Annotated in this window: 23 protein-coding genes, 2 tRNA genes and 1 pseudogene; 5 read left to right on the forward strand and 21 right to left on the reverse strand. The window is 51.8% G+C overall.

The genetic code is table 11. The features are described from left to right. Window positions 1–50: 50 nt before the first annotated feature. From QXG22_03920 to QXG22_03945, 6 genes are read right to left on the reverse strand one after another with little or no spacing between them, the layout of a single operon-like run. Window positions 51–641, reverse strand: a complete 591-nt coding sequence (locus QXG22_03920; GenBank protein ID MEM0359142.1) for a DUF99 family protein — start codon at window positions 639–641, stop codon at window positions 51–53. Window positions 642–646: 5 nt separating this feature from the next. Beyond that, entirely contained in the window at window positions 647–940 is a 294-nt protein-coding gene (locus QXG22_03925; protein MEM0359143.1) for a DNA-directed RNA polymerase subunit L, read from the reverse strand. Then, window positions 937–1,125 (reverse strand): hypothetical protein, encoded by a 189-nt coding sequence (locus tag QXG22_03930; protein MEM0359144.1) that lies wholly within the window; start codon window positions 1,123–1,125, stop codon window positions 937–939. Before QXG22_03930 ends, QXG22_03925 begins: the two co-directional genes overlap by 4 nt. Window positions 1,126–1,145: 20 nt before the next feature. Beyond that, window positions 1,146–1,739 carry an exosome complex RNA-binding protein Csl4 gene (locus QXG22_03935; protein ID MEM0359145.1) on the reverse strand — a complete coding sequence of 198 codons (594 nt, stop codon included), beginning with the start codon at window positions 1,737–1,739 and terminating at the stop codon, window positions 1,146–1,148. Between the two features lie 25 nt (window positions 1,740–1,764). Beyond that, a complete protein-coding gene (gene dph2 / locus QXG22_03940) occupies window positions 1,765–2,763 on the reverse strand; it encodes a diphthamide biosynthesis enzyme Dph2 (protein ID MEM0359146.1) in 999 nt (332 codons plus the stop codon). Then, complete coding sequence (locus tag QXG22_03945; protein ID MEM0359147.1) at window positions 2,760–3,782, reverse strand: PhoU domain-containing protein; 1,023 nt, start codon at window positions 3,780–3,782, stop codon at window positions 2,760–2,762. Before QXG22_03945 ends, dph2 begins: the two co-directional genes overlap by 4 nt. Window positions 3,783–3,857: 75 nt before the next feature. Between QXG22_03945 and QXG22_03950 the strand changes: the two genes are divergently transcribed. The 4 genes from QXG22_03950 to QXG22_03965 are packed head-to-tail and all read left to right on the forward strand — an operon-like array spanning window position 3,858 to window position 7,852. After that, window positions 3,858–5,054 carry an inorganic phosphate transporter gene (locus QXG22_03950; protein MEM0359148.1) on the forward strand — a complete coding sequence of 399 codons (1,197 nt, stop codon included), beginning with the start codon at window positions 3,858–3,860 and terminating at the stop codon, window positions 5,052–5,054. Further along, entirely contained in the window at window positions 5,051–5,731 is a 681-nt protein-coding gene (locus QXG22_03955) for a DUF47 family protein (GenBank protein MEM0359149.1), read from the forward strand. The genes QXG22_03950 and QXG22_03955 overlap by 4 nt, the downstream gene beginning before the upstream one ends. 4 nt (window positions 5,732–5,735) lie before the next feature. Further along, window positions 5,736–7,061 carry an Nre family DNA repair protein gene (locus QXG22_03960; protein ID MEM0359150.1) on the forward strand — a complete coding sequence of 442 codons (1,326 nt, stop codon included), beginning with the start codon at window positions 5,736–5,738 and terminating at the stop codon, window positions 7,059–7,061. Then, window positions 7,058–7,852 (forward strand): radical SAM protein, encoded by a 795-nt coding sequence (locus QXG22_03965; protein MEM0359151.1) that lies wholly within the window; start codon window positions 7,058–7,060, stop codon window positions 7,850–7,852. The genes QXG22_03960 and QXG22_03965 overlap by 4 nt, the downstream gene beginning before the upstream one ends. On the opposite strand, the gene QXG22_03970 is transcribed toward QXG22_03965, so the two are convergent. From QXG22_03970 to QXG22_03990, 5 genes and pseudogenes are all read right to left on the reverse strand, one after another. Next, window positions 7,844–8,617 (reverse strand): competence/damage-inducible protein A, encoded by a 774-nt coding sequence (locus tag QXG22_03970; GenBank protein MEM0359152.1) that lies wholly within the window; start codon window positions 8,615–8,617, stop codon window positions 7,844–7,846. The two genes, QXG22_03965 and QXG22_03970, sit on opposite strands and share 9 nt — an antisense overlap. Window positions 8,618–8,816: 199 nt before the next feature. Further along, window positions 8,817–8,892: transfer RNA gene (locus QXG22_03975), tRNA-Thr, on the reverse strand. Between the two features lie 12 nt (window positions 8,893–8,904). Continuing rightward, complete coding sequence (locus QXG22_03980; protein MEM0359153.1) at window positions 8,905–9,699, reverse strand: radical SAM protein; 795 nt, start codon at window positions 9,697–9,699, stop codon at window positions 8,905–8,907. Between the two features lie 149 nt (window positions 9,700–9,848). After that, window positions 9,849–10,490 (reverse strand): annotated as a pseudogene (locus QXG22_03985) (hypothetical protein). 16 nt (window positions 10,491–10,506) lie between these two features. Continuing rightward, window positions 10,507–11,217: a radical SAM protein gene (locus tag QXG22_03990; GenBank protein ID MEM0359154.1), complete on the reverse strand. Its 711-nt coding sequence runs from the start codon at window positions 11,215–11,217 to the stop codon at window positions 10,507–10,509. Window positions 11,218–11,269: 52 nt separating this feature from the next. Here QXG22_03990 and QXG22_03995 point away from each other — a divergent pair, with 52 nt between their 5' ends. Beyond that, window positions 11,270–11,875 carry a hypothetical protein gene (locus QXG22_03995; GenBank protein ID MEM0359155.1) on the forward strand — a complete coding sequence of 202 codons (606 nt, stop codon included), beginning with the start codon at window positions 11,270–11,272 and terminating at the stop codon, window positions 11,873–11,875. Between the two features lie 42 nt (window positions 11,876–11,917). Here QXG22_03995 and QXG22_04000 read toward each other — a convergent pair. The 10 genes from QXG22_04000 to thrC form a co-directional block, all read right to left on the reverse strand. Beyond that, window positions 11,918–12,003: transfer RNA gene (locus QXG22_04000), tRNA-Ser, on the reverse strand. A 33-nt stretch (window positions 12,004–12,036) separates the two neighbouring features. Continuing rightward, window positions 12,037–12,570 carry a 4-vinyl reductase gene (locus tag QXG22_04005; protein ID MEM0359156.1) on the reverse strand — a complete coding sequence of 178 codons (534 nt, stop codon included), beginning with the start codon at window positions 12,568–12,570 and terminating at the stop codon, window positions 12,037–12,039. Window positions 12,571–12,608: 38 nt separating this feature from the next. Next, window positions 12,609–16,010 (reverse strand): DNA polymerase II large subunit, encoded by a 3,402-nt coding sequence (locus QXG22_04010; protein ID MEM0359157.1) that lies wholly within the window; start codon window positions 16,008–16,010, stop codon window positions 12,609–12,611. Beyond that, window positions 16,007–16,783, reverse strand: a complete 777-nt coding sequence (locus QXG22_04015) for an HAD-IIA family hydrolase (protein ID MEM0359158.1) — start codon at window positions 16,781–16,783, stop codon at window positions 16,007–16,009. The genes QXG22_04010 and QXG22_04015 overlap by 4 nt, the downstream gene beginning before the upstream one ends. Next, window positions 16,776–18,224 (reverse strand): DNA-directed DNA polymerase II small subunit, encoded by a 1,449-nt coding sequence (locus QXG22_04020; GenBank protein MEM0359159.1) that lies wholly within the window; start codon window positions 18,222–18,224, stop codon window positions 16,776–16,778. Before QXG22_04020 ends, QXG22_04015 begins: the two co-directional genes overlap by 8 nt. Window positions 18,225–18,275: 51 nt before the next feature. Next, window positions 18,276–19,475: an ORC1-type DNA replication protein gene (locus QXG22_04025; GenBank protein MEM0359160.1), complete on the reverse strand. Its 1,200-nt coding sequence runs from the start codon at window positions 19,473–19,475 to the stop codon at window positions 18,276–18,278. 16 nt (window positions 19,476–19,491) lie between these two features. Beyond that, window positions 19,492–19,962, reverse strand: coding sequence for a hypothetical protein (locus QXG22_04030; GenBank protein ID MEM0359161.1), 471 nt, complete (start codon window positions 19,960–19,962; stop codon window positions 19,492–19,494). Beyond that, the gene (locus QXG22_04035) at window positions 19,959–21,983 is read right to left on the reverse strand and encodes a minichromosome maintenance protein MCM (GenBank protein MEM0359162.1); all 2,025 of its coding nucleotides are present in this window, start codon (window positions 21,981–21,983) and stop codon (window positions 19,959–19,961) included. Before QXG22_04035 ends, QXG22_04030 begins: the two co-directional genes overlap by 4 nt. A gap of 203 nt (window positions 21,984–22,186) precedes the next feature. Next, window positions 22,187–23,482: a serine hydroxymethyltransferase gene (gene glyA / locus QXG22_04040; protein MEM0359163.1), complete on the reverse strand. Its 1,296-nt coding sequence runs from the start codon at window positions 23,480–23,482 to the stop codon at window positions 22,187–22,189. Beyond that, window positions 23,479–24,708 carry a threonine synthase gene (gene thrC / locus QXG22_04045; protein ID MEM0359164.1) on the reverse strand — a complete coding sequence of 410 codons (1,230 nt, stop codon included), beginning with the start codon at window positions 24,706–24,708 and terminating at the stop codon, window positions 23,479–23,481. Before thrC ends, glyA begins: the two co-directional genes overlap by 4 nt. Window positions 24,709–24,730 lie beyond the last annotated feature (22 nt).

Consider the following 24,730-nt stretch of genomic DNA (forward strand, 5'->3'; position numbering starts at 1 on the left):
AAAAAGGAGAGGATGGAAAAAAGGGATCCCTTGGAAAGAGAAGTCATCCTTTAGCCTCCTCTCACACTTTCTCCCCTAGCTATGCCCGTGGCTATAAGATGGGCCACCCTTAGGGGTTCGGGAATGAGTCCGTGTGTAACCGTGCGGCTGAGAATCTCCTCTGCGTCCTCCCTCTTGATCCCACAAAACTGCATGTAAATCCTCCCCCCTCCTATTCCCACCTGATAGATCCTTCCCGCTCTCTTCATCTTCCTCCACCTTTCCTTCCATTCCGGAAGATTTTTGAGGGCCTTCTCCACTTTCTTCAAATCCGGTTTCTTCCTCGTCACCACCACCACGGGAAGTCCGGTACGCTCAAAGATTTCCCTTATATCCAGAACGTTGAACCCCGCCACCGTTATTCCTTCGCTCATTATTACCCTAAGCTGATCCTTGTGTCTGCTCTTGTTAACCATCTCCACTAGCTTTTCCGTGGCATCCATCCCGTCCTTTTCCACCATAGTACTCAACACCCCCTCGAGTTGTTCCTTCCCCCTCATCACCACCCCTACCAGCAAAACCTTCCCATCGGTCCTGGGCTTGAAAGGCCCATCGTCTACCCCCAAAACTCTTATCTCCGGCTTGATCTTCCAGAATTTCACGCACTTCAAGAGTGCACCTTGAAGCTGTCGAGCTCAGTTTTGAACTTTTCTTCCAACTTCTCCAATTTTCCTTCCAAACGTTTCAGGGCCTTCAAAAGTGCTTCTTCCGGTTTTCCCTTCTTTACCCTCAGATAGAACTCCGGTTGAGAAAGGAGGGGATGCTCAATCCTGTAAGCCGCTGCCTCCACGTTTTCATCCTCATACATTTCCTTCCTCAGCAGGTTACATAGAGTATGGTCTTCTCCCACCACTTTGAAGCGCAGGGTCCTTCCTTCCTTTTCTACCTCTTCCACCTTCATCCTTCTTCCTCCCTGAGTCCCTTCAACATTTTTCCTATTTCTTCCCTAGCCCTTTTTATTTCCTCCTTTGAGCCCCTTATTCCCAAGGTTACGTGGACTCCCCTCACCTCCGCTTCCATCTCATAATTCAACTCGCTCAGTCTCTGCATGAACTCCACGGCTTCAGAAGGGTCCTTCAGGACCATGGTAAAAACTTTTTTGGTTTTCACTCCCCCCAAGGATCTCCCCTTCCATAATCGTTAGCCAGCTTCCTGAATTCCACCCTTTTGCACACCGGACACCTCAGTTTTCCCATTTTCAGGTTCTCCACCTTTAAGATGGTATTGCAGTTGAAGCACTTGGCCAAAATCACTCCCAAATCATCCTCGGCAGTTGAAAGCTGGATTATCTCCCTTCCTACCTCCCCCACTTTGGCCCTCACGATATCTCCAACCCTAAATTTCTTTTCCAAGTCCCTCACGTATCCCTTACTAACTTTTGAAACATGGAGGATACCAAGCTTAGGCGGGGGCAATTGTCTGTTTTCATTCCTCCTGAGGCTCTCTATGATTATTTCCACCCTCTGCGGGCCCACATCCTCCACCTCCCCAAGCACGATGTCTCCACGCTTCAAAACTGGAGGTGAACTCTTCGGAATCACCGAAATCTTTCTCGTCCTCAAGTCCACGAGCACCAATCCAGCGCAGGAAGCGTACACCTTTCCTCCCTCCTCATAGACTCCCTCCCCCGGCAGAAATTCCTCCACCGTAGAGAGGAAAGTTCCAGGCACCACGAAGGTTCCCGTTTTAATCTCCTCCATGGTCACCACCACTTGAGCTTGAAAGTTAAAAATCACTCGCTTCCACAGAATCTAACCTGTATTCTACCTCCTCTCCCAGGAGCAGGAGGAGTTCGGGAGGGGTAAGCATGGGGAGCTCGAATCTGAGAGCATCGTCCAACGGTATCCTGGGGCATGCCACACAAACAGCTGCCTCTATTCCCAAATCCCGCAAGACTTCCGGCTTTATCTCGTCTGCCACCACCTTCACCACCTCTTTCCCAGCCTTTTTCAGTTTTTCACAAAGGGTTTCCGCCAACCTGAACCTAGCCTGACCGGGTTTAGTGCTCACCACCACACCGAAGAAAGAACTGGTGGCTGCCTTTGCCATCACTCCCTTTCTCTTCCTTAAGAAATCTACGGCTGAATCCATCCTCTCCCATTTTCCGCTGAGTGGATCCACCGCCAAAACGGGCTTTCCGGTGGCGAGATGCACGCCCAAGGGATGAAACCTCCCCGTTCCAAAGTAGAGAAAACTTTCTACCTCCTTTGCCACTGAAAGAGCCGAAGTGAAATCACAACCCAAGATTTGCCCCTCATATCTTGTCCTTTTTCCGGGACCTCCCACCAACGGATGAAAACCGAGGGAGACCAAGGTTTCCAACACCTTGGAAAGGAAATCCACATGCTGCACGGTGGTGACTATTCCCACTCTTTTTCCTTCCTCTTCCCTCATTGCCTCAACAATATGTTCCACGGGATCCACCTTCATCCTCGCCTCTACGAAGAGAACGGGAAGAGAGGAAGAAAGACCCATATCGGAATGACCATAATGCAATAGGGCTTCTGCCCCCGCTTTCAGGGCTTCCTTTTCAGCCAGGTCACAAGCCCCGTAGCAGCTTCCTCCCAGGAAAATTCCCTCCACTCCTTCTTCCTTAAGAAGCTCCCCTATCTTCCATGCATACTTTCGCAACCCCTCGGGGAGTTGTACCGCTACCTTCCTTATCCCTTTAGATCTAAGAAACTTCCTCACCCTTTCCTCTTCCAAGTCGTACTCTTCCTTCAACTCTGCTCCTCCACCATTTTGAAAGCGTTTAGGTTGAGGACTATTTCGGCTATATCGCTCCCATATTCCCCTATCCTACGCAGGCTTTCGATGATCAATCTAAGGGCGAGCAGATCCTCTCCTTTCACCCTCCTCAAAACTTCCCTTATTACCCTCTCCTCCGCACTCAAGATCTCCTCCCTTTTCTCCATGACCTTCTCCGCCTTCAGATAATCCCCTTCAAAAAGGGCGTTCACGGCATCCTCGAAAACGGAGAAGGCAACTTTTTCCATTTCCTTCATGCTCCTCACCACTTCCACGGGTACCTCTTCCTTCAGCTGTAACAAATTCTGGGCTACCAAAGCTAGGTGGTCGGATACCCTTTCCACGATCTTGGTGACAATTCTATAGCCCAGACATTCCCTCCCACTCTCCAGTCCTATTTCCTTGATGAGCCGAGGATCCTCCACCGCCGATTTTAGCTGCCTTATGATATACATCCCAAACCTATCCACTTCATCATCCCTAACCACCACATCTTTCGCCAATTCCTTGTTCCTACTTTCAAATGCTTCCATCACATCTTCCCTCATGCTCATGGCGATGAGGTACATCCTCTTCAGGGCATCCTTCACGGGGAGTTCGGGGTAACTCATGAGCACTTGAAGAACTATTTCTCCTGGCAAATCCGTGATTATTTCCATTCCCACCAGCTTCGTCCTCACGAAGTTCTTCAGCACTTCCCTTTGAGCGGGGGAAATCCTTCCCTCCTTGGCCTTCAGCCTTATCACGTTACATCCCACTAAGTAGAGAGAAATTACCCTTCTAGCCAAAGCATTGGGACTCTCGTCAGGAGAAACTTTCACCACCACCTCACTTTTCTCCCTCTTCTTCGGAGAAAGGAAAACCACAAGCGAACCATCCCTTTTCTCCATCTCCACCTCGTCCCCCTCTTTTATCCCCATCTCCACAACCCATCGCTTGGGGAGGGAAAGGATGTAGGTGGATCCACCTGTGAGTTGAATCTTGCGCTTCTCCATATTCCTTCATATTTCTATTTAGAGGTATATAAAGATGGGCAATAAATCTATATAAGAGGAAGAAAAACAGAAGAAATGCCTGAACTCCTTCTCCTATATGGAGCTAGCTTAGCATTGGCCTTTTACATGGCCTGGGGTCTAGGAGCAAACGATGCCGCCAACCCCTGCAATTGCGTGGTGGGGGCAGGGGTTTATTCCGTGCGCAAGGCCCTTTACACCTTCGTACTCTTTTCCACCCTGGGAGGAATCCTCTTCGGATCCTTCGTCATGAAGACCTTCGATCGAGGATTGATCCACAGAGAACAGTTCGAAACTGGCACACTGGTGTTGGGGAGTTTATGTGCTGCACTGGCCGGATGTTTGTGGGTGACCTTCAGCACCTGGATGGGGATGCCCGTTTCTACCACTCACTCCGTCCTAGGAGGTGTCCTCGGTTTTGCCCTCGCCACGGGTGCTCCCATTCGATGGAGTGTCGCCAAGAAAGCCTTTCTGAGCATTCCCCTCTCCCCCCTGGTGGCAATGGTATTGGCGGCAGCCCTTTTCTTCCTCCTCCGAAGGTATTTTGGAAGACCTAGAAGGAAACTCTCCAACCTCCTCCTGTTTTCCCTTCTCTATCTTCCCCTCTTCCTGACGCTCTTCCTCTCCCTCTTCCTCGGTATCCTCAAATGGGGATGGGAAAGATCCCTTTACTTCACCCTTCTTTGTTCCTCCCTCTGTCTCTTCCCCCTTCTCCTCTGGGTAAGGGAGGCGGAGGGAGTGGAGTTGTCTTCCAAGCTTTTAATCATCGTCCACTTCCTCAGCGCCTTCGCCTTTGGAGCCAACGACATGGCCAACGCCACAGGTGTGTTTATCACCCCCACCGAACGCGTGGTGGGTTTGCCCACCACCTCCACCATGTTCTTCCTATCCTTGATGGGTGCGGTCGGGATTGCCCTAGGAGCTTTCAGCTGGGGATACAAAGTGATAGATACAGCGGGTTACAAGGTTTGCAGGCTCAATCCCCTCACCGGACTGGCTGCCGAATATTCCCAGGCCTTCACCGTTCTGGTTTTCACCACCATCCCCGCCCTCCTCTGGAAGTTCGGCATTCCCATTTCCACCTCCATCTCCAATATAGGAACCGTGATAGGGGTGGGATTGGCCATGGGAGGGATTGGAGCCATCAACCGCAGGACGACGATCAAGATCCTCCTCTTTTGGATCCTCACCATACCATGTGCTGCTTTATTAAGTGCCGGTCTATTTAAGTTGGCCAAAGTGGTGGTGGCATGAGAGGAGGTGGACCTCTTCTTTGGATAGGAAAGGGACGTGAAACGGAAGTGCTGAAGAGATGCGATGATCACATGAAAAGGGTAGTGGAGACCGTGGTGGAAATGGACAAAGCCTTTCAGGCGGCTTGCTCTCTGAAAGGAAGGAAGGAGGTGGAGAAAGCCTTCAACAAAGTTTTCGCAAAGGAGAAAGAGGCGGATGAGGTGAAGAAGGAAATCCTAGAGGATTTGGCCAAGAAGCTCTTTCAGCCCATCAACAGGGACGAAATAATAAGATTGGTGATGACGGCGGACGATGTGGCTTCCAATGCCAAGGCTGCTGCCAGAAAGCTCACCTTCCTAGACCCTGCTGAGCTACCGAAGGACTTGAGGAAGCTCTTCTCCCAGTTTTCTTTAAGAGTGGTGGAAATTTCCAAGACTATGTATAAGAATTTCCTCGCCCTCACCCAAAATCCCTCCTCCGCCATCAAAGTTTCCCATGAGGTGGAAAGGATGGAGGAAGAAATAGACGACTTCAGGGGAGAGAAACTCATACCCAAGATGCTGGAATGGCAAAGGGTCAACAAAAACCTGAGTTCTTCCCTCCTTCTGAAGGAAATTGCCGACAACTTGGAGGAGGTAGCCGACAGATGCGAGGACGTAAGCGATCTCATCAGGTATATTGCCCTAAGCCATCTTTGAGTCCTTGAGACCCGAGGATCTCCGCTGGTTGAAGGAAGTTCTGCCCGCTCCGCTCTTGGAGGGGATAACGGGTGTTCACCTCCGGAGATCGGGCTTCCTCTGCCTCTCCTGCAGGGGGAGGGGTTTTTGTGGCAAACCCAAATGTCCCGTCCTCCTGAGGGCAGAGGCCTTGGCAAAGACCGGGAAAAAACTTTCCTCCAGGATTTGGGGTTCCTCCCCTCCCTCCGTTTTCGTGGGGAGGCTGGGATATCCCAAAGTGTATGTGGGACCCATGCTCCCCCCCTATCTGGGAGACACTTCCCTCCTGGATACCCCTGAGAACTGGACGGACAAAAGCGTGGAGGAAATCGTGGCTTTCCGCTCTTCTCTGGTCAGGGGAAAGAAGAGGGAAAGGGTGGAGACGGCTAAAGTGGGAAGTAGACTCGTGGAGGTGCTCCAAGAGATGGCCATGGGGGAACAGCCCGTGGAAGCGGAAATCCTTTTGAGCAAACGACCCTCCAGCTTCCTCACCGTGGGAGAGGAGATACCCCCCATGGGACCTTCCGCCCCATTGCGTGAACTGAAAATCTCATGCGTGAAAACCAATCGCATGATGGAGAGGGTCTTCTACGATGGTGACCTGAAGGCCCAAGAAGCGGTAATAGAGTTGTATCGAAGTGGAATACCCGTGAGTAAGATACAGCGTGCTTTCAGCATGGGTATCTTCGGTCTCAAGGAAAGGAGGAGACTGGTTCCCACCCGATGGAGTATCACGGCCGTGGATTCCATCCTCTCGGAGGAGTTGGTGGAGGAACTCAAAGACTTCGATACCCTGGATGAATATCGGGTGTATTTCCTCCGCCATCACGACAATCTTTTCCTGGCCATCTTCATGCCGGAAAAATGGAGCTTCGACTGGATTGAGGGCTGGTTCCCCGGGACCACCTGGAATCCGGAGAGTGCCCCTTCCCCAGCCGTGATGGGCGATTGGGAACCATACGGGGGAAGAAAAACCTATCCCGAAATAGGGGGTTGCTACTATGCCTGCAGGCTGGCGGTTGCGGAGAAGTTGGTGGAGGAGAAAAAGCAGGCCTCCGTCCTCGTTTTGAGGGAAATCCATCCCGGCTTCCTCCTTCCCCTGGGAGTTTGGTTCGTTAGGGAAAGTGTGAGGAGGATGCTCCATACAAGACCGGAAATCTTCCAGACATTGGGAGAAGCCCTAGCATACGCCAGTACCAAGCTTACCATTCCCATGAGGGAATGGGTAAAACACAGCGGCCTCCTCAAGAGGTGTCTTTTCCAGAAAAAACTGGACTTCTGGAGGGAAGAGATACGGAAAGACTCGCAGTGAGCGAAATCAGGGTCAAAAATCTACTGAGCAGAACCAACCTTCCCGGCCTTTACTATTCCCTCAATCCCTACAGGGGCTGCCAGCATGCCTGCCTCTATTGTTACTCTCCAGCCGTCCTCAGGGAGAAAAGACCCTGGGGAAGGTTCGTGGAGGTAAAAGTCAACGCACTCGAAGTGTTGGAGAGGGAGGTGAGGGAAAAACCAAAAAAAATGGTGGGAATAGGAACGGTGACCGATCCTTACCAGCCTTTGGAGGCGAGGTTCAAACTCACGAGGGAGTGTCTCCGTATTCTCTCCGAACACGGTTTTCCCGTTTGCGTACAGACAAAATCCGACCTCATCCTCAGGGATGCCGATCTCCTCTCGGTGGGAAACTCAGAGGTGGGAGTAACCATCACCACCATGGATGAGGAAATCGCCAGGATTCTGGAACCAAGGGCCAGCCCACCCAAGAGGAGGGCTAGGATACTGGAGGAATTTTCCTCCAGGGGGGTGACCACCTGGCTCTTCTTGGGTCCCCTCCTGCCCTCCCTCACCGACTCGGAGGAGGGAATAAGGGAAGTGGTGGAAGTGGCCGCTTCCACTCGAAGCCTAGTGATCTACGACAAACTCAACTTGAAAAGGGGGGTGATGGAAAGATTGGGAAACGCCCTAAAGGAGCTTTCCCCGGAAAGCCTCAGGATCCTCCTCTCCCCCTCCCTCCGTTCGAAGAGCTGGAAGGAGGAAAGGGAAAGAGTGGAGAGGATATGCAGGGAAAAAGGGGTGAGATGCGAACCAGCCTTCTCAACCTAGCCTGAAACTTCTTTCTTCCAAGAGTGGAATTCCCTCCCTTCTCGCCTCTTCCTTCACTTTACACGCTATCTTCCCGACCTCTCCGACTTTCCCTATGATCCTCATCCTCGCTTGGAGTCTTCCAAAGAGGGGATATATCCCCACGACAACCCCCTCCTTCTTCTCCAGCTCTTCCGCCCATCCGCTCAATCTTGTCTCTTCCGAACCAAAAGTAAGCTCCACCACTTCCCTTTCTTCCCCTTTTCCCAGGAGGGGTTCCACCTCTTCTGCGAAAATCACCTTTAGCTCCACCGGCACACCGGGGAGGAGGAACAATTCTGCCTCCCCCACGGGAAGTCTGATGCCGGGAGCCATACCCAGCCTGTTCCTGAGGATCTCTCCCCCTTCAGGTACCTGGCTCATCTTCATGATCCAATCCACTCCCTTCAGCTCCACTCCCTTCCGGCGAAGTTTCTCCAGTTTCTCCTCCAGCTCCCTACGGGCTCCCTCGTGCTGAACCAGTCTTTTTCCCAGCTTCTTCGCCACTGCCTCCCTGGTCCTATCGTCCGGAGTACCGCCTAATCCGCCACATACGAAGACGAAATGGGAACCCTCCAACACCCATTCCAGCCCCCTCCCTATTTCTTCTTCGTTGTCCCCCACCACCCCTATTCTCTTCACCCTGAACCCGAGGGCGTTCAGCCTCCCCGCCAACCAAGAAGCGTTCTCCTCTTTAACCGTCCCGTCTAGAATCTCATTCCCCACCACTAGAAGGGCACATTCCATCCTTTTCTCTCTGAATTGCCAATATTAGAGTTGGAACTCCACCCTCCCAAAAGGTCTGCCCTTTCAACCTCATACAGGATACTTGAATGACTCGGACCCATGATCCCTTCGAGGTTTACCCAACACAGACCCCACCCACCCATCTAAGAGTAAAACAACTCCCCGAGGGTTTCAAACCAATGAATTTCCTCTAAAGACGTGGAGCCGCCGGTGGGGATCGAACCCACGACCTACCGCTTACGAGGCGGTCGCTCTACCGGCTGAGCTACGGCGGCCCTTTTCTTTTCTTAAACCTGGAAAGTAAAAGTTTGTTCCTCTTTAGCCCTCTTCAGTCTCTCAAGCTTTCGGAGACCCACTCTTCTCCCCACCTTTGGTCTTCCCTCCCCGTAAACCCATCTAAAGTTTAGCCCTTCGAAGCTTTTCAGCACCTCCTCCAGTTCCTCCCTCCGAAGGGGTCTCACCGGGCTCGGACGAAGGGGGGTGTTCACCTGCACCTCGTCTGGACCTATTTTCTTTAGAATCTCTGCTATTTCCCCACACATCTTCATGTTCTGTGGAATGACCATCACCTCCACGGAGAACTCCCCTCCGAACTCTTCCTTGAACTCTTTCATTCCTTCCACCATTTTCCTCCACCTCACCTCGGGATGTGGTCTATTGATGTCCCTGAAGGAGTCCTCTCCCGGAGCATCCAACTTTCCCTTCACCAAGTCCGCTTTGACCAGATCCCTCCTAACCTCCTCCCCACCCATGAGGGAAGAATTGGTGAGAACGGCCACCGGCAGATCGGATACCTTCCTTGCCACTCCTATCAGCTCACCCAAGTTCTTGGCCAGGGTTGGTTCCCCCAGCCCACAGAAGGTCACCACCTCTGCCTCCACTTCTCGAAGGGCCTCTTTTAGCTCCTTCTCCAGCCTTTCCGGGTAAACCCATGTCCTTCTTTCCACGGTCTTCTCATCCGTTGGACCCGAAGAACAGTACAAGCAGTCGAAAGAACACTTTTTCTCCTCCATGCCCAGCGGATCTATTCCAAGCGATCTTCCCAGTCGCCAAGAGGAAACGGGTCCATAAACTACTTCCATCCCTCTTCCCCTAACCGTCGGACTAAAAAACGTTCCTTCCCTTACTAATTTTGACGGGGCACCATCCCGGTAGCCATGGCCCCTCGAGCGAAGCGATGAAAAGGGCGTCCACACGCCGGGGAACAGCCCCGTCGCCAGTTAAATGAATCTTAGATCGGGAGGAGGTCACAGAAATAGAAGTTCCCCCTCTTCACTATCTCACCCTTTTCGAAAAGCACCGGATGTTTGAAAATCGGGCCATCCCATACAAAGCAGTGATATTCTCCCCTCTCTCCCGCAAGGTCCACTGAAGCGGGGAGTTCTCCCAAAAAGTCTCTGTTCACCTCCCTACCCAAAAAGGAGGGACTCAGCACCCTCCCATCCACACACACTACCACGGCACGGAAGCCGGCACTCAAGAACTCACCCATGAGTCTGTTGCTCCCCTTCCCCCAGAGGGGGAAGTATCCGATCGCCCCTCCCGCGAGCAGTTTTTCTTCCCTGTACTTCCTGACCTCTTCCAGCCAAACGTCTCCAAAAACCCAGCCCCTTATTCCCCTTTCCAGAAAGCACCTCACCATCCCTCCCATCCTTCTCTCGTATTCCTCGTTCGAACATTGTTTGGGAAGGTAGACTACATGGAGGGGAAGACCAAGTGCCTTGGCCTGTTCCTCCACCAGTTCCCTCCTCACTCCGTGCATGCTCACCCTTTCATAACCCTCCGTCAAGACGGTGAGGAGGCCCACCGGATTCATCCTTCCCTCCCTCAACACCAGCCAGAGGGCATGGGCGCTTTCCTTTCCACCACTCCAAGAGACTACAACGGGTTCAGGGGAAAAGACTCACCACCTCCCCGATAGTTTTTTCCTTTCCCGTGAAATAGGTCACCTTCCTCAGATACTTTCTGGCCTCCATCGCAGCTTCTTCCACTTCCCACGGATAGGAGCCTCTCCACTTCCCGCTCACGGGAAGGTAAGCATCCAAGTGGTAGGGGATACCATCATCCAGAAGGGAGATAAACTCGGCGATCTTCCCTATTTCTTCCTTCTCCACAAAACCTGGGAAATGCACGGTCTCGGCGGAGAGGGGAATACCCCTCTCGTAAACACAAACCAAGTTCTCCAACACTTTCTTGTTATCCTTTCCCGTCAGGAATCTGTGGAGGAGGGGAGAATAGGCCTTCAGGCCCACGCAAACCCCATCCACTCTTTCTAACACCTCCTCCCGCAACTCATAACCGTTGGTTAGCAAATAAACCGAAACTCCTCCATTCTCCAGCCCTTCTAAGAGGAAGGGAAGCTGTGGATCGAGGGTAGGTTCTCCACCCACCAAGAAGGCCCTGAGGGGATCGGCCCTTTCCAACAGTTCCAAGACCTCCTCCAGGCTCAGAAAGCGTGGCCTTTCCTTAGGTGGTTCGGAAAGATGCACGTCGTAGAGGTATTTCTTCCTCACACATCCCAAACAGCGGAAGTTACATCCATGGAAATGAAGGTAGACCTCCCTCAGGGCCGGAGACCAAGCAAGATGGTAGACCCTCACCCTAATACGCCTCTTTTCGAAGTATTTAAATATTGGATATACTATCCAGCTTGTGGGACCTTTTCCTTCATGGAGGTTCAAGTTCTTCGTCCTTTTGGGAACCCTGCTGGTAGGAATAAGCAAGCTCCTCTATCTTTCCGGAATAACTTTTCCAAACTTAGAACTCATAATCCCCACGGTTGTGGCCGTTGGCTCTTTTTCTCCACCTTTGGGTGGGAGATGGGGATGGGCAACCCGTTATTTTGGGGTGCTGGCCCTTCTACCGGTTTTCCTCACCGATCTTGCCGTCTGGGGTCTGAGACCCATCTACTTCTTCACATGGACTGGCTTCCTCTTCGCCTGGCTCCTTGGTCTTCATAACAAACTTTCCCCCTTCGAGAGATTGGTGAAGCTCCTCGGCTCCACCCTGATCACCACGGCAATTGCCATCCTCCTCTTTGACTTCTGGACCGGAATCGTGGGATGGTCTCTCCTACATGCACCCCTTTGGGTCTCTTTCATGGGACAGGTCCCCTTTACCCTCTACCACCTCTGCTCCCTTGTCTTCGTCCCCCCACTTGTGACAATGGCCAAAGTCCTCGTCAGAATGAAACTACCCATCCCCGTAACTTTAAGAATCAAAAGGAAAACCCTCCAATATTCCAATGTCTGCCGTTAAACCAAAACTTTTGGTTTTGACCTTTCCAGAACCGTTCTGAAGCGCCGGGGGAGGGATTTGAACCCTCGAGACCTCAAAGGGTCAACAGCTCTCGAGGCTGTCGCCTTACCTGGCTAGGCTACCCCGGCCCATCTAACTTAGTATCGTTGGAAAATAATAGTCTAGGGGGATAAGGGCTTGGCTATGAAGTCGCAGTGTGGATCTCGATTGGAATAACATCTCAGTTCTTCCACCCTGTAGTTCTTTCCCGTGAAATGTTGAGTGGCTCCGGCTATGAAACCTGCCAAGTAATAACAAACCTTCCTTCCAACCTTCCCCATTTCCCTGGCTATGTAACTCCCTCCTTTGAACCTCAAAATTCTTCCCTGTTCACTTTTGAGGAGAACTATCTCACCCATTCCGCTCTCCGAGAAAAAAATGTCCGTATAAATGGTTTTTTCTTTCAAGCTTTTCTTGCCCAGACCGAAGGTGCGGCAAAGCCATTGAGCCACCCTTTTCCCGGATTTAAATCCGGTATCGTAAAGGAAAGTGTTGCAGGTATCTATCCACACATCCTCCCTTACTTCCAAAGCAGGTGCGAATTCCACTATCTCTCCAGCATCTACCAAACACCCCATCCAAAGTTCGAAGGCTTTTTTCCAGTTATGACGCAGATACTCTTCTATTTCCCTTTTAGCCTTCTTGTATTCTTCCATTCTTCCATTTTTCTCTAATGCGGATAAAAATCTTGGAATCACAGAAAGTCTGCCAAACTCATCTGTCTTTCTGCATCGCTTTCGAAGACAGATTTTATGTCGCTTTCCATCAGTTTAAGGCGCTGCTTGGTGTATTCGCTCACTCCAAACTCCTCCGCTATCCTCAAGGCGGTACGCAGGTATTTCTCCACCCCACCCCTAGGTACTGTAAGGACCAAATTCCCTCCACACTCGATGCACATCCCCACCAAAGGAATGCGCCTATATTTGGTGTTGCAGCTCGTACACCTGAACTGCTGGGTGGAAAACTTACGCAGGTTCCCCTTCAAATCGGGAATGAGGTGGTGCTCTATCACCCTCTCAGCCACATCCCTCTCATCCACCGCCCTGATCTTCCTAGCCAAACTCAACTGTGCCATGACCTTTTCTTCCATGGTTTCGAGTTCCGAGTAGGTGGAGGTAAGGGGTCCCTTGGCCAAATCGGAGGTATGAACGTTGAACCCCAATCCCTCATATTGTCCTTCCGTTCCCAGCCTTTTCTCCACCGTTTCCATCCAGACCAAAACTTCGGTGGGATGGGCCTGCTTGAGGGTGGCCTCATAGAATTCCAGCGGGTATTTGAACATGGTATCCATGTTGTGAACCTCTTTGTCAACTTCTTTCGGATCTATTCTGAGGTTGAGGACGAGGGGAGCATCCATGAAGCCTCCCCTGCTCGCGGGTAGGAATCTCCTGCTGAAGTTGAGGAGGGCATCCAGCAAGAGCATCACGGCATCTTCATCCCCGTCACAGTCCCTTCTTTTGGCTGCGTGGAAGTAGGGATGGGCATAACCCACGTTGGCCTTCGTGAATCCGACGATCCTACCCACCATACCCACGGAGGTATGGGGAGAAAGACCCACCACCAAATGGCCCAGGAGATCTTCCTTACGCTGGGCCCTGTAGTAGGGGGGAAGACCGTAGAATTTCTGGAGGAGCTCGTCTATGAATTTGGAAGCTCTGAGGAGATACTTGGCCCCCTCCTCGCAGAGGATGAGATCCTGCACCTTGAGCTCCACCAACTGATCCTCCCTTTCCAGGGGCTCCCCCAGATAATCCCTCGTGTAGCCCAGTTCCCTAAGGCGCTCCACCGGAACACCCACTTCCCTGGGACAGAAATGGGTGAGGGGGAGGTTGGTAGCATCAAAGCGCACGGTTCCATCCTTGAAGACGCGTAAATCGTACTTTGCCCTCAAGATACCCTTTTCGAGGGGTTCGGGTATCTTGTAGGCACTGCTCATCCCCCTCACTCCCTTCAGGTCTTCGGGTGCCTTTTCACCCAACCTCTTTTCCGCCTCCTCGAGCATCTTCTTCAGGTCTATCATCCTCTCGCTGAAGAATTCCTCCCTCACCCCGCATGTCTGGCATCTTCCCTTGGTGGGCCTTCCACATTTTGGACAGAGCTTCACAAACTCCGTTTTTGCTCCACAGGAAGGACACTTCCTGCTTATCCCCAAAGTGCCACAGGAAGGACATTTCAAGTTCGCTATCTCAACCCTCAGCTCTTCACTCTTGGCAGCCTTTAAGATGCTCCTGGTGGGTCCCCCAGCCTGTCCGACTGGAAAGAGGAGATGGGGAGGAGGATCCATTTCCCTGGGTTTCGCCTTTTCCGGTCTTCCCATTTTGCTTCCTATCCATGTAGGAGCCTTCTTCCTCACGGGGAAGCCTGCCACTTTCTCCAAGAAGGGCATCACCTCTTCTTCCTCTTCCTTCTCCAGTTTCTCCGTGGTCAGCTCCTTTCCCCTCAGGATACCAAGTGTTCTGCAGAGGGGGAAGGCATGTTCTTCTATCCTGACCTTCTTTCCCTCAACCCGATGCGGAACACAGAGAAGCTCCAGAATCCTCTTGGGTCCCTCCTCCAAGGGCAGGGTCAGGGTTTTGAGTTCCCCATCCTCAAATTCAGCTTCTCCTCGACACAACCACCTGGCCAGTTCTAGGAGGTCTTCTTTCTCCACTTCGTGGTAGAGGTAGGTATAATGGGGATGGAGGGGAACCCCGAGTTTCTCCGAAATTTCCACGGCCAGCTTGGGGGAAGGAATGGAGTAGGGGGGAAGGATATAAGGTGAGAGGTCTTGCGGAAATTCTTTTCTGACCTTTTCCACCTCTTGGGCCCACCATTCCTCACAATATCCCGCGGGAAGGAGGGGATGGTTGTTTTCCAAGAACTCCCCGAAATCTATCAGTAGATCCCCAAGGCAGAGGATCTCCTCTATCTCTCCCTTCAATCTCTCGGCCTCCTCCACGGAAGAGATCCTCAAGACGGAACCATCCCTGAGCTTGACCGTAGGACCTTCTATCGTATCTACTGGGGCCACGGCTCCTCCCTTTCCCGGTCTCTCCAGCTTGAGTTGTGTCCCCACGGCCAAGAATCCCTCCAAGATCACCATGGTGGCAGGATGCACTCCCACCGCCGCTATACCCGTGTTCCTCGCCCTCCCGTATCTGAGCCTGAAACCTCCTGCTCTTCCAGGATAGGAGATAACAGGCCTTCCTCCTATCACTTCCTCCAAATACCTGGCTTCTTCTACCTCCTCTTCTTCCGAAACTGGATGTTGTACGAGTTCCTCCAGCCAATCCCAACCCTCTATCCCCAACTTCTTCACGTACTTCATGATCTTGGGCGCCTTCTGTAACACTCCCTCAACTAAAGCCAGAACGGCTCCTCCTCTAACAAAATTGTGTCCAATCCTGGGAAGATCGCGATAAGCCGTTACCATCACTTCCCTGTTCGTGGGTTCTCCCGTGATTTCCACCGGAAGATTGCGAACCGCCAACCTGATCTCATCGGGACTGGGAGTATACTGCAGGTGTGAAATCTCAGAAGAGTAGAGGTTCACCTCTTCTACGAATCTCTCCACCTCTCTTTCCGTGGGCTTGTATCTGTCCAAAAAGAGTTTTCTTCGGACGAAATCACCCGTCAGCACCGCCAGTGCTGCAGCCGTTCCACCTGCCGACCTTATGGGGCCGGAAAAGTGAAGGGCCAGGTACCGACTTCCATCCGGATTCTTTTCTATCTTCACTCCCGTCAGTCCTTCCAAGGGTGCAGCTACCGCTATTCCCTCCGTGATGATGGCCAAAGCAGTACGCAGGGCTTGCTCAGCCCTCTTTTCTTCATCCAGTTCTCCCCCCAAGCTCCCATCGACAATCATCTCCGCCACTTTCAAAGCCAGTTCTTCCCTGGGCATTTTCTCTTCCAGTTCCCTTATCACCCGTGCCACTCCCGGGGGACCCACTATTTCCTCCACCCTAGAAGCCATGTCATCCGTCAGGGGTATCTCGGGTTCCAATTCCGGGTCCTTTCCAAGACTCCTGGCCTTGCGGGCTATCTCGTAGGCTTCCTCCACTTTTCGCTCTATCTCGGTGAAGTAGGCTTCCATGGAGGGACTCATCACCACTCTCATTCCACCACCATGTCCGAGATCCTGTTCAAAACTAAGTCGGGTTTCTCTTCCTTTCCCAGTCCTTCCAGATCCTTCCTCTTGGTCACTCCGCTCAAAACCAGAATGGAAAACATCCCCAGTTTCTTGGCTGGCACCACGTCCAAATCCAACCTATCGCCCACCGCCCCCGTTTCCTCCGGTTTCGTTCCCAAAAGGCGGAGGGCCATTTTGTACATTCGGGTAGAGGGTTTTCCTAAAATCAGAGGTTTCTTACCCGAGGAAAAGGAGAGGGCTGAAACAATGGCCCCCGCTCCAGGAAGCAGTCCTCTCTCAGTGGGATAGGTAGGGTCAGCATTGGTAGCCAGAAACTTTGCCCCCCTCTGCAAGGCTCTCAGGGCCCGCTCCAATTTCCGATAATCGAAGTTCCTGTCTATCCCCACCACCACGCAGTCCACATCCTCCCTTTTCAATACCTTCATTCCTGCCTTCCTCAATTCTTCCTCGAGACCCCTTTCCCCCACTACGTAAACCTTGGCATCCGGCATCCTTCGGCGGAGGTATTCGGCGGCGAGGTAACCAGAAGTGAGGATTTCCTGAGGAGAGGCTTCGATCCCCATCCTCCCCAACTTCTTCACATAGTCCTCTCTGGAAAGAGAGGAATTGTTGGTAACGAACATCACCTTCTTCCCCCTTTCCCTCCACCTCCCCAAGAACTCGGCCGTGCCCTCCACGGGGGTATCCCCCACATAGACCACCCCATCCAAGTCCAGAATCAAGGCACGGAGCTCAGGCAAAACGCATCACCGAGGGTTGGTTTTTCTGGAGGTCTATCACCGTCACTATTCCCGGTGTGGGAACGATTCCTCTCTCCCTCATGTAGCTTGTCATTCCTTGGAAAGTACCAGAATTGACTGCCCAGACCCCTCTGTACTTCTTCAATCCAGAGATGTGGATATGGCCACAATGGAGCACGTCGGGAACCTCGTCTATGACCAGAAAATCCCTCTCCTCGGGTACCATGGCCACTTTTCCACCGTACATGGGAGCCAAATGCCTCTTTTTTAGGAGTCTCACCATCATGGAAGAAATATCGTTCCTGCTACTTCCTGGAAGGATGGAGACCAAATCGTCGAAACTCCTTCCATGATAAATCAGGAACTTCACACCGTGCAGGGAAATCCAGGCGGGATTTCCCACCATCACCGAATTCAGTTCGTAGAGTCTGCCTGCCACTTCTTTTGGAATCGCCGGCTGAGGTTCGGAGGGTCTGACGGCATCATGGTTTCCTGGTGAAAGGATAAGCTTAATGTGATCGGGGATCCTCTCCAACAACCTAGCTACTTCCTCGTATTGCCTGAAGATGTCGTGGAGGTATAGCTCCTCCTCCTGTTGGGGATAAATCCCTATTCCATCCACCAAATCACCAGCCACCACCACATACTTTGTCCTACTCGCTAGGTTTCTCTGGGAAGCATTTCCCGCCTTGCCCTCCAACCAGTTGAGGAACCTTTCAAAAACTTCCCTCAAAAACATCTTGCTACCGATATGCAAATCCGAAAGGAGTACTGCACAGACTGGTTCTTCGGCCATCGTGGGATGCTCCCTCATGGGCAGGTCCGGCCAGACTATATCCCTGGCCACGATCCTAGGAAGTTTGTCCCCAGAACGTACCGTTCCCTCTACCCCTATCACTTCATCCGGTATTACTTCTGCAGCCTTTTCCCAGAGCTCCTCGCTTTTACCCCTGAAAATCCAAACAGCCGCCTGTCCCGTTGGATCTTCTAACTTGATTACCAAATGTCCCCCTGGGGTTTCTTTCTTTTCAGCCACCATCCCTACCACCCTAACCAATTCCCCCTCCTCAAGGGTCGCCAGTTCCTTGAGGGGAAGAGGATCCGCGTAATCGCTCCTTTCCCTAAGGAGCTCCTTCAGCCTTCTGTACCTGTCCAAGAAAAGGTTGAGAAAATCCCTCACCTCACCGCGGCTATAGCTCTTTCCTGTAACATCTCTCAGAACCTCTACCCTGTCCTCCACCTCAGCTGCTAGGGGCTTGAAACTGGTGTGGGAGACTTCTCCGATCCCTTCTCGGGAGAATTTGGAAGCTGGTTCTAGGATCTTTTTTACCATCTCCAAAGTGACTATGAATTCCTTCCCCCTGAGGGCTTCTAGTACTCTCTCCACCTCTTCTTCCCTCCTTTCCTCCAGCAACTGAAGGGCCTCGGGAGTGAGGCACATTTGGGCTTCCTGGAACCTTTTTACCAGACTTTCCCCGTCCATTCCATCCCCCTAGAAGAGCTTGGTCTGGTGGGGAAGAGAAAGGGAAGTGGAAAGGAACCTCTCCTCCTCCCCTAGGATCTTTTTGAGCTGAAGAACAGAAAAGTTGAGGGAAATCTCCTTGGTCCTCCCATACCTCCCACTGTTGATGATCCTAGTGCTGATGATCCCCAGCATGTCCAGCTCAGAAAGGAGGTCCCCCACCCTCCGCGGCGTGAGGACGTCCATGCCACCCTGAAGGGCTACCCTCCGATAAGCTTCATACACCTCACCCGTAGTCACTTTTTCCATTCCCCTCTGGGCTAGGAGCAGGAGACTGAGGAGCAACACCTTGGACTGCGTGGGAAGGGTGCGGACTAGCTCCACCACCTTGTCCTCCTCCAGCTTTTCATAGGCCTTCTTAACATGGTCCAACGTAACCGAGTCCATTCCTTCCCTTTCCGCCAGCTCCCCAGCTACCCTTAGGAGATCCAGTGCCCTCCTGGCATCACCGTGCTCTCTAGCCGCATGGGCTGCGCAGAGGGAGATAACCCCTTCTCCCAAAACTCCTGGGTGGAAAGCCTCAGAAGCCCTCTCCTCTAGAATATCCCTCAACTGTAGGGCATCGTACGGTGGAAATACCAGCTCCTCCTCCCCCAAGCTGCTCTTCACGCGAGGATCCAGATAGTGGGTGAACCTCGCATCGTTGGAAATCCCAATCACGCTCACCTTTGCCCTTTCCAGCTCAGAATTTATTCTGGTGAGATCGTAGAGGATTTCGTCTCCTTTTCTCATCACCATACGATCCACCTCATCCATTACTATGATCACGGCACGCTCCTTGGAGTCAAGTGTTTTCAAAAAATTTTCGTAAAGGATATCCAAAGGCCACCCAGTGGTGGGAACGGGATTTCCTTCGGAGAGGGAGTTGGTCAAAGTGGCGAGGATGCGGTACCTGGTATTCACCCTCTCGCAATTAAGATAAATCCCCCTTATCTCACGGTTCAGCTCCCTTCCCACCCTCTCCAGCTCCCCAATCACATACCTCACGGTGGCGGTCTTTCCCGTTCCCGTCTTTCCATAGATGAAGACGTTGGAAGGAGTTTCGCCCCTAAGGGGTGAGGAGAGGATCCTCGCCAGCTCCTCTATTTGTTTTTCCCTGTGGGGAAGTCTTTCCGGGAGATAACTTGGCCGGAGGAGTTCGCGATTCTTGAAGATTGGGCTCCTTTCCACCAAATTTTTGAAGAGTTCACCCCTCACTTCCTCCCACCCCCAGTCTTTTTCCCATCCATCTCCTCCATTCCTCTATCTTTCCAGCCAGCTCCTCGAGCAAAACCTTCTCTTCGGGTAAAGCCCCCTTTGCCTGCGAGGGAAAGAGAGAGAAACGCACCAGCTTCTGCAGGCGTACTTCCAAAAAATCTTCCACCGCCTTCCTGAATTCTTCTCCCTCTTCGCTCCCTCTGAGATACTCCATCTCTTCGGCCAATTGATGGTAGAAACCCTGTTGGAGGGGTTGCAAGCCGGGTTGTTTCTTCTCGGAAAGCAACAGCTTACGCACGGCAGCAAGACCCAGTGGATGAAGGGGTTCGACCAAACCATGTTTCCTCAACACTCTGAACTGCCAGTGCTCCAGCTCTACCCTCTCACCTTCCCTCCAAGAGGAGGGTCCTCCTCCCAAATCCAGTTCAAAATCTCCCTTAATCACACAAGGGACCTTCATCCCTTCACCACCCTCGTCACGTATCCCGTCTTTGGCTCGTAGAGCAAACCCTCCCTCTTCTCCTCTTCTATCACCCTGTGCACGAAGTTCTCCTCTATTCCCTCTTCCTTGGCCCTGCGCAGGATTTCTTCGATGGGGGCCATGCCTCCATGCTTGTTTTCAACTTCCCCTATGATGTCCATCACCCTCTGGATTTTGTCCCTCTGGCTCTTGGGTCTCCCCGTGAGAATGATGTCCACATCTATTTTTCCGGTGGTGGTGTCTATCCCAGCCTCGTGTAAGTATTTGGAGAGGAGGGCTATCGCTCTACTCACATCCTCTTCCGTAACTTCTTCCCTGAAATGCATCCTAGCGCTTGCTTTCGACAACCTGATGAGAGATTCCAACTGTCTTGGTGTGATGGGAACCGGTTCTCCCCTCTCCGCTGCGCTTCTATACTTCACATAGAAATCCTCTATCTTTTTGATCACTCCTTCCCCCTTCAGCTTGGGATGGATGTATTTTCTGGCGTAAATGAGGAGCTTCCGCAGGGTTTCGGAATCGATGGGTGGCTTGGCTATCTCAGGCTTCCTGTGCAGCTCCAACATGTGTCTAGCTATTTTCTTGTCCGTCTCCCCATGTGGTTCGTCCCTCATGATGAAGATGAGATCAAACCTGGAAAGGATCACGGGCTCCAAACCAATTTGCTGTACCAAGTTGCGGTTGCGATCCAACCTTCCCATCTTAGGATTGGAAGCAGCGAGCACGGAAGTCCTCGAGTTAAGGGTTGCCACTATCCCCGCCTTGGCCACGGAAATCGTCTGCTGTTCCAGAGCCTCCAAGATGGCACTCCTATCTTCATCAGACATTTTGTCGAATTCGTCTATGCATGCGACACCGCCGTCCGCTATCACCAGAGCCCCGGCTTCCAGAGTCCACCCCCCACCAAGCTCATCCCTTACCGCTGTAGCCGTCAGTCCTGCCCCCGTTGCCTTCTTCCCGGAAGTATAGAGTCCCCTTGGAGCCACGTTCGCCGTCCAGGATAGTAACATACTCTTGGCCACACCCGGATCGCCCGTTAAGAGGATGTGGATGTCTCCCCTTATCCTGGTCCTGTCCGGAAGTTCGAGAGGATCGCAGCCAAAAAGCATCAGGGCTATTCCTTCTTTTATGGCCTCATGCCCGTGAACGCTGGGAGCTATGGATTTGATGATTTTTTGGTAAAGTTCTGGATCCTTGATCATTTCCTTTATTTTCTTCTCATCCTCCTCGGAGAGTTCCGTTTCTTCCACTCCCTTTTGCAACACTTCCAAATAGGAAACGTAAAGTACTTTCCTGAAAGTCTTCATCTTTTTCTGCTTGAAGCTCTCTTGGAAGACTTCCAAAACTCCACTCATCACCACATGGTTTCCCGGAACGGCCACATCGACCAAGTCATCCCTCACGATACAATCCAGCATCATCGGCATACGTCCACCCCTTAGTTCCTCATGTCTTTCTTGAACCCGGAGACTCTGCCAATCCCTGAATTCCGACTTTTCAACTTCCAGTTTGAAGGGTCCTCTCTTTCTACAGTTTGGATTCTGGCAACTCAAAGGTTCCCTGAAAATCTCTTCGCTTTGGGGAACGGAGTTAAGCTCGCCGCAATGTAAGCACCTGAAAAGGGCTTCCCTTATCTCTGGCTTTATTTCGCTGGCCCTCGTGAGGATGCCCTCGATCTGTATGAACTTACCAACATGCTCTGCCCTCAGGTTGCGGATCCTGATAGTCTGTCCTGCACCTTTTACCCTCAACTGCATCTTCGGATTACCGCTTTCTTCCGCCAACACCTCGTTCGCTATCCTGAAGAAGAAGTGTGGGGATTCCTGAAGGATCTCAGCCAAGGTGCCCTCTCCGTGGGCTATGAGTTCATCGAACTCCACCACTAGGGAATTTTTTCCTACGGCTTGAGCCGCCTCTAGTTCCCTCCTTATCTTCTTGCGGGAAAAGAATTCCCTCAGTTTTTCCTTTAGCTCCCCCACTTCAGCGGTAATTTCTTCCAACACTTTCCCCCCCACTCAGCCTCCGGTCAAAATGAAGGCTTATTTCGACATCGGTTGAAATGGAGAGTCCTCTCCTTTTTGAGGGGAGAAAAAATTTTACCTCCATAAAAATTGGAGGCATTTCCTTTCCATCTCCTCCTTCTTTTTCTTCTGTGTTTCACTTCCAATAACAAAAGTAGAGAGAGATGACCCGAAGTTAAATATTATCTTAGCTTAATGTATTCGTAAGCTTCAGCCATGGAATCGAAAGCGTAATGGATCCTTGTGAAGCCTTTCCTGAATTCCCTAACATCCTGTGCCACCTTTTCCGGACTCTCCCCTTTCACTACCCTCAGGATGAATTCAGCAATCCTTCCCATCTCCTCCTCTTTCATTCCCAACCTGGTAACTTCGGAAACCCCTAACCTTATTCCACCTGGATCCTTGTAATGTCTCCCCTCTCTTATGTCCCAGGGTAAAAGGTTGCGATTCACTAAGATGTTCGCCCTTTCCAATCTCTCCTCCACCTTCCTTCCTCCCCCCTCCTTTACCACCTCCACGAGGACGATGTGTGAAGAAGTGAATCCCAAGTCGGCACCTACCACCCTCAACCCTCCCTCGTAGAGTTCTTCTGCCAGTCTTCTGGCGTTCTTAACGATTTGGGCCGCGTATTCCCTTCCAAACTCTAGCATTTCTGCAAGGGCCACATTGAGGGCTGCTACACAATGCAAGTGATGGTTGCTCACCACGCCCGGAAATACTGCCCTGTTAACGGCTTCTGCCAGTTCCTTTTTGCAGAGAATCATCCCATGCTGGGGACCCGGTAGCGTCTTGTGCGTGCTACACGTCATCACGTCTGCTCCTTCCTTGAGAGGATTCTGGAACTGCCTGCCCGCTATTAAGCCCGCCACATGTGCAGCGTCGTAACCTATGTAAGCTCCTATCTCCTCAGCTACCTCCTTGAATTCCTTCACAGGATGGGGAAAGAGGAGGACACTTCCACCAAAGAGAAGGAGTTTGGGTTTTACTTCTCGGACCTTTTTCAAACCCTCTTCCACATCTATATTCATCTTCTTCTCATCGAAGGGCCAATACTCCACTTCCAATCCGTGAACGGCTCCCGCTGTCCCACCCAACTTTTTCTTACCCATGCTTATGTGCCCCCCAGCAGGTATGGCAAGACTCATCATCCTGTCTCCCGGATCCGTCAAAGCGGTGTACATGGCCAAATTGGCAGCCACACCGGAAGTAGGTTGTACATTCGCATGTTCCGCTTCAAAGAGTTCCTTGGCCAGCTCTATTCCCAACAATTCTACTTGATCTATGTATTTGCATCCTGCATAGACCCTCTCTCCAGGCCACCCTTCAGCATAACGATGTTGGAAATCTGTGAGGAGGGCCTCCCTCACCGCCAAACTCGTTACGTTTTCGCTGGCTATGAGGTTTATCGTCTCTTTCATCCACTGATGATGCAAACGAAGGAGTTCAAAGGTCCGCTCGAAGGCTTCTCTGGGCTTCATCCCATCATCCTCAAGATCTCCTCCTTTTTACCTTCCACCTCTATTAAACCTCCCGAGACTTGCACAGCCTCTTCTGGGTCCTTCATCACACTTCCAGTTGCCACACAAACTACCCTTTCATCCCTATCAACTTCACCTGCCTCCACTAACTTCTTCAATCCCGCCAAAGAAGCAGCACTAGCCGGTTCCACCCCTATTCCTTCAAGCCTTGCTAGCAAAAGCTGGGCCTCCACTATCTCCCGGTCGGTCACGCTCTCAGCAGTACCATTGGAATTTCTTATAGCTTTTATGGCCTTGGGACCGTTCACTGGATTCCCTATCCTGATGGCCGTGGCAATAGTTTCAGGATTTTCCACCGGCACAAACTTTTCCAGTCCCTTTTTGATGGCATCCACGATTGGCTTTGCTCCTTCTGCTTGAATCCCCGTCATCTTGGGTATGCTTTTTACCAATCCCACCCTTCGAAACTCAAGAAAACCTTTGTAAATGGCCCAGATGTTGGCACAGTTGCCCATAGGCACTATCACCCTATCGGGGACCTCCCATCCAAGTTGTTCGGCTATTTCGAAACCTATGGTCTTTTGCCCCTGGGGTCGGAAGGGGTTGAGGGAATTGAGTAAATAGAAGTCTTTTTTCTCTTCACATATCTCACACAAAAGGGAAAGAGCCTTGTCGAAGTTACCTTTTATGGCCACCACCTTGGCTCCGTAAACTAAGGCCTGGGCCAGCTTTCCCATCGCTACCTTACCAGCGGGAAGGACCACTACACATTTGAGTCCTGCCTTTGCTGCGTATGCAGCCAGGGAGGCCGAGGTATTTCCCGTGGAAGCACATACCACCGTCCTCGCTCCCAATTCTAGGGCCCTTGTGACTCCTACCGTCATTCCTCTGTCCTTGAAGGATCCTGTGGGATTGGCCCCCTCATACTTCACATATACTTCCTTTATTCCAAGCTTCTCTTCCAACCTCCTGCAACGATAGAGGGGAGTTCCCCCCTCTCCCAAGGTCACTATTTTGCTCTCGTCCTCCACAGGAAGGAAGGGACGGTACTTCCAAACCCTCAGCGGCTCCCTTTCCCACCTCCTTTTATCAACCTTCTCCGAAACCATCTCCAAGTCAAGCTCGATTTCGAGCAGGCCACCACAGCGGGGACATTGGTAAAGCTTCTCTTGCGGATCCCTTCTTTCCCCGCATTCTATGCATTGATATTCAAACCAGGCTTTCATCTTTCTTCCTCTTCTCCTGAGT

Source organism: Candidatus Hadarchaeales archaeon (genome assembly GCA_038736355.1).
GTDB lineage: Archaea > Hadarchaeota > Hadarchaeia > Hadarchaeales > WYZ-LMO6 > WYZ-LMO6.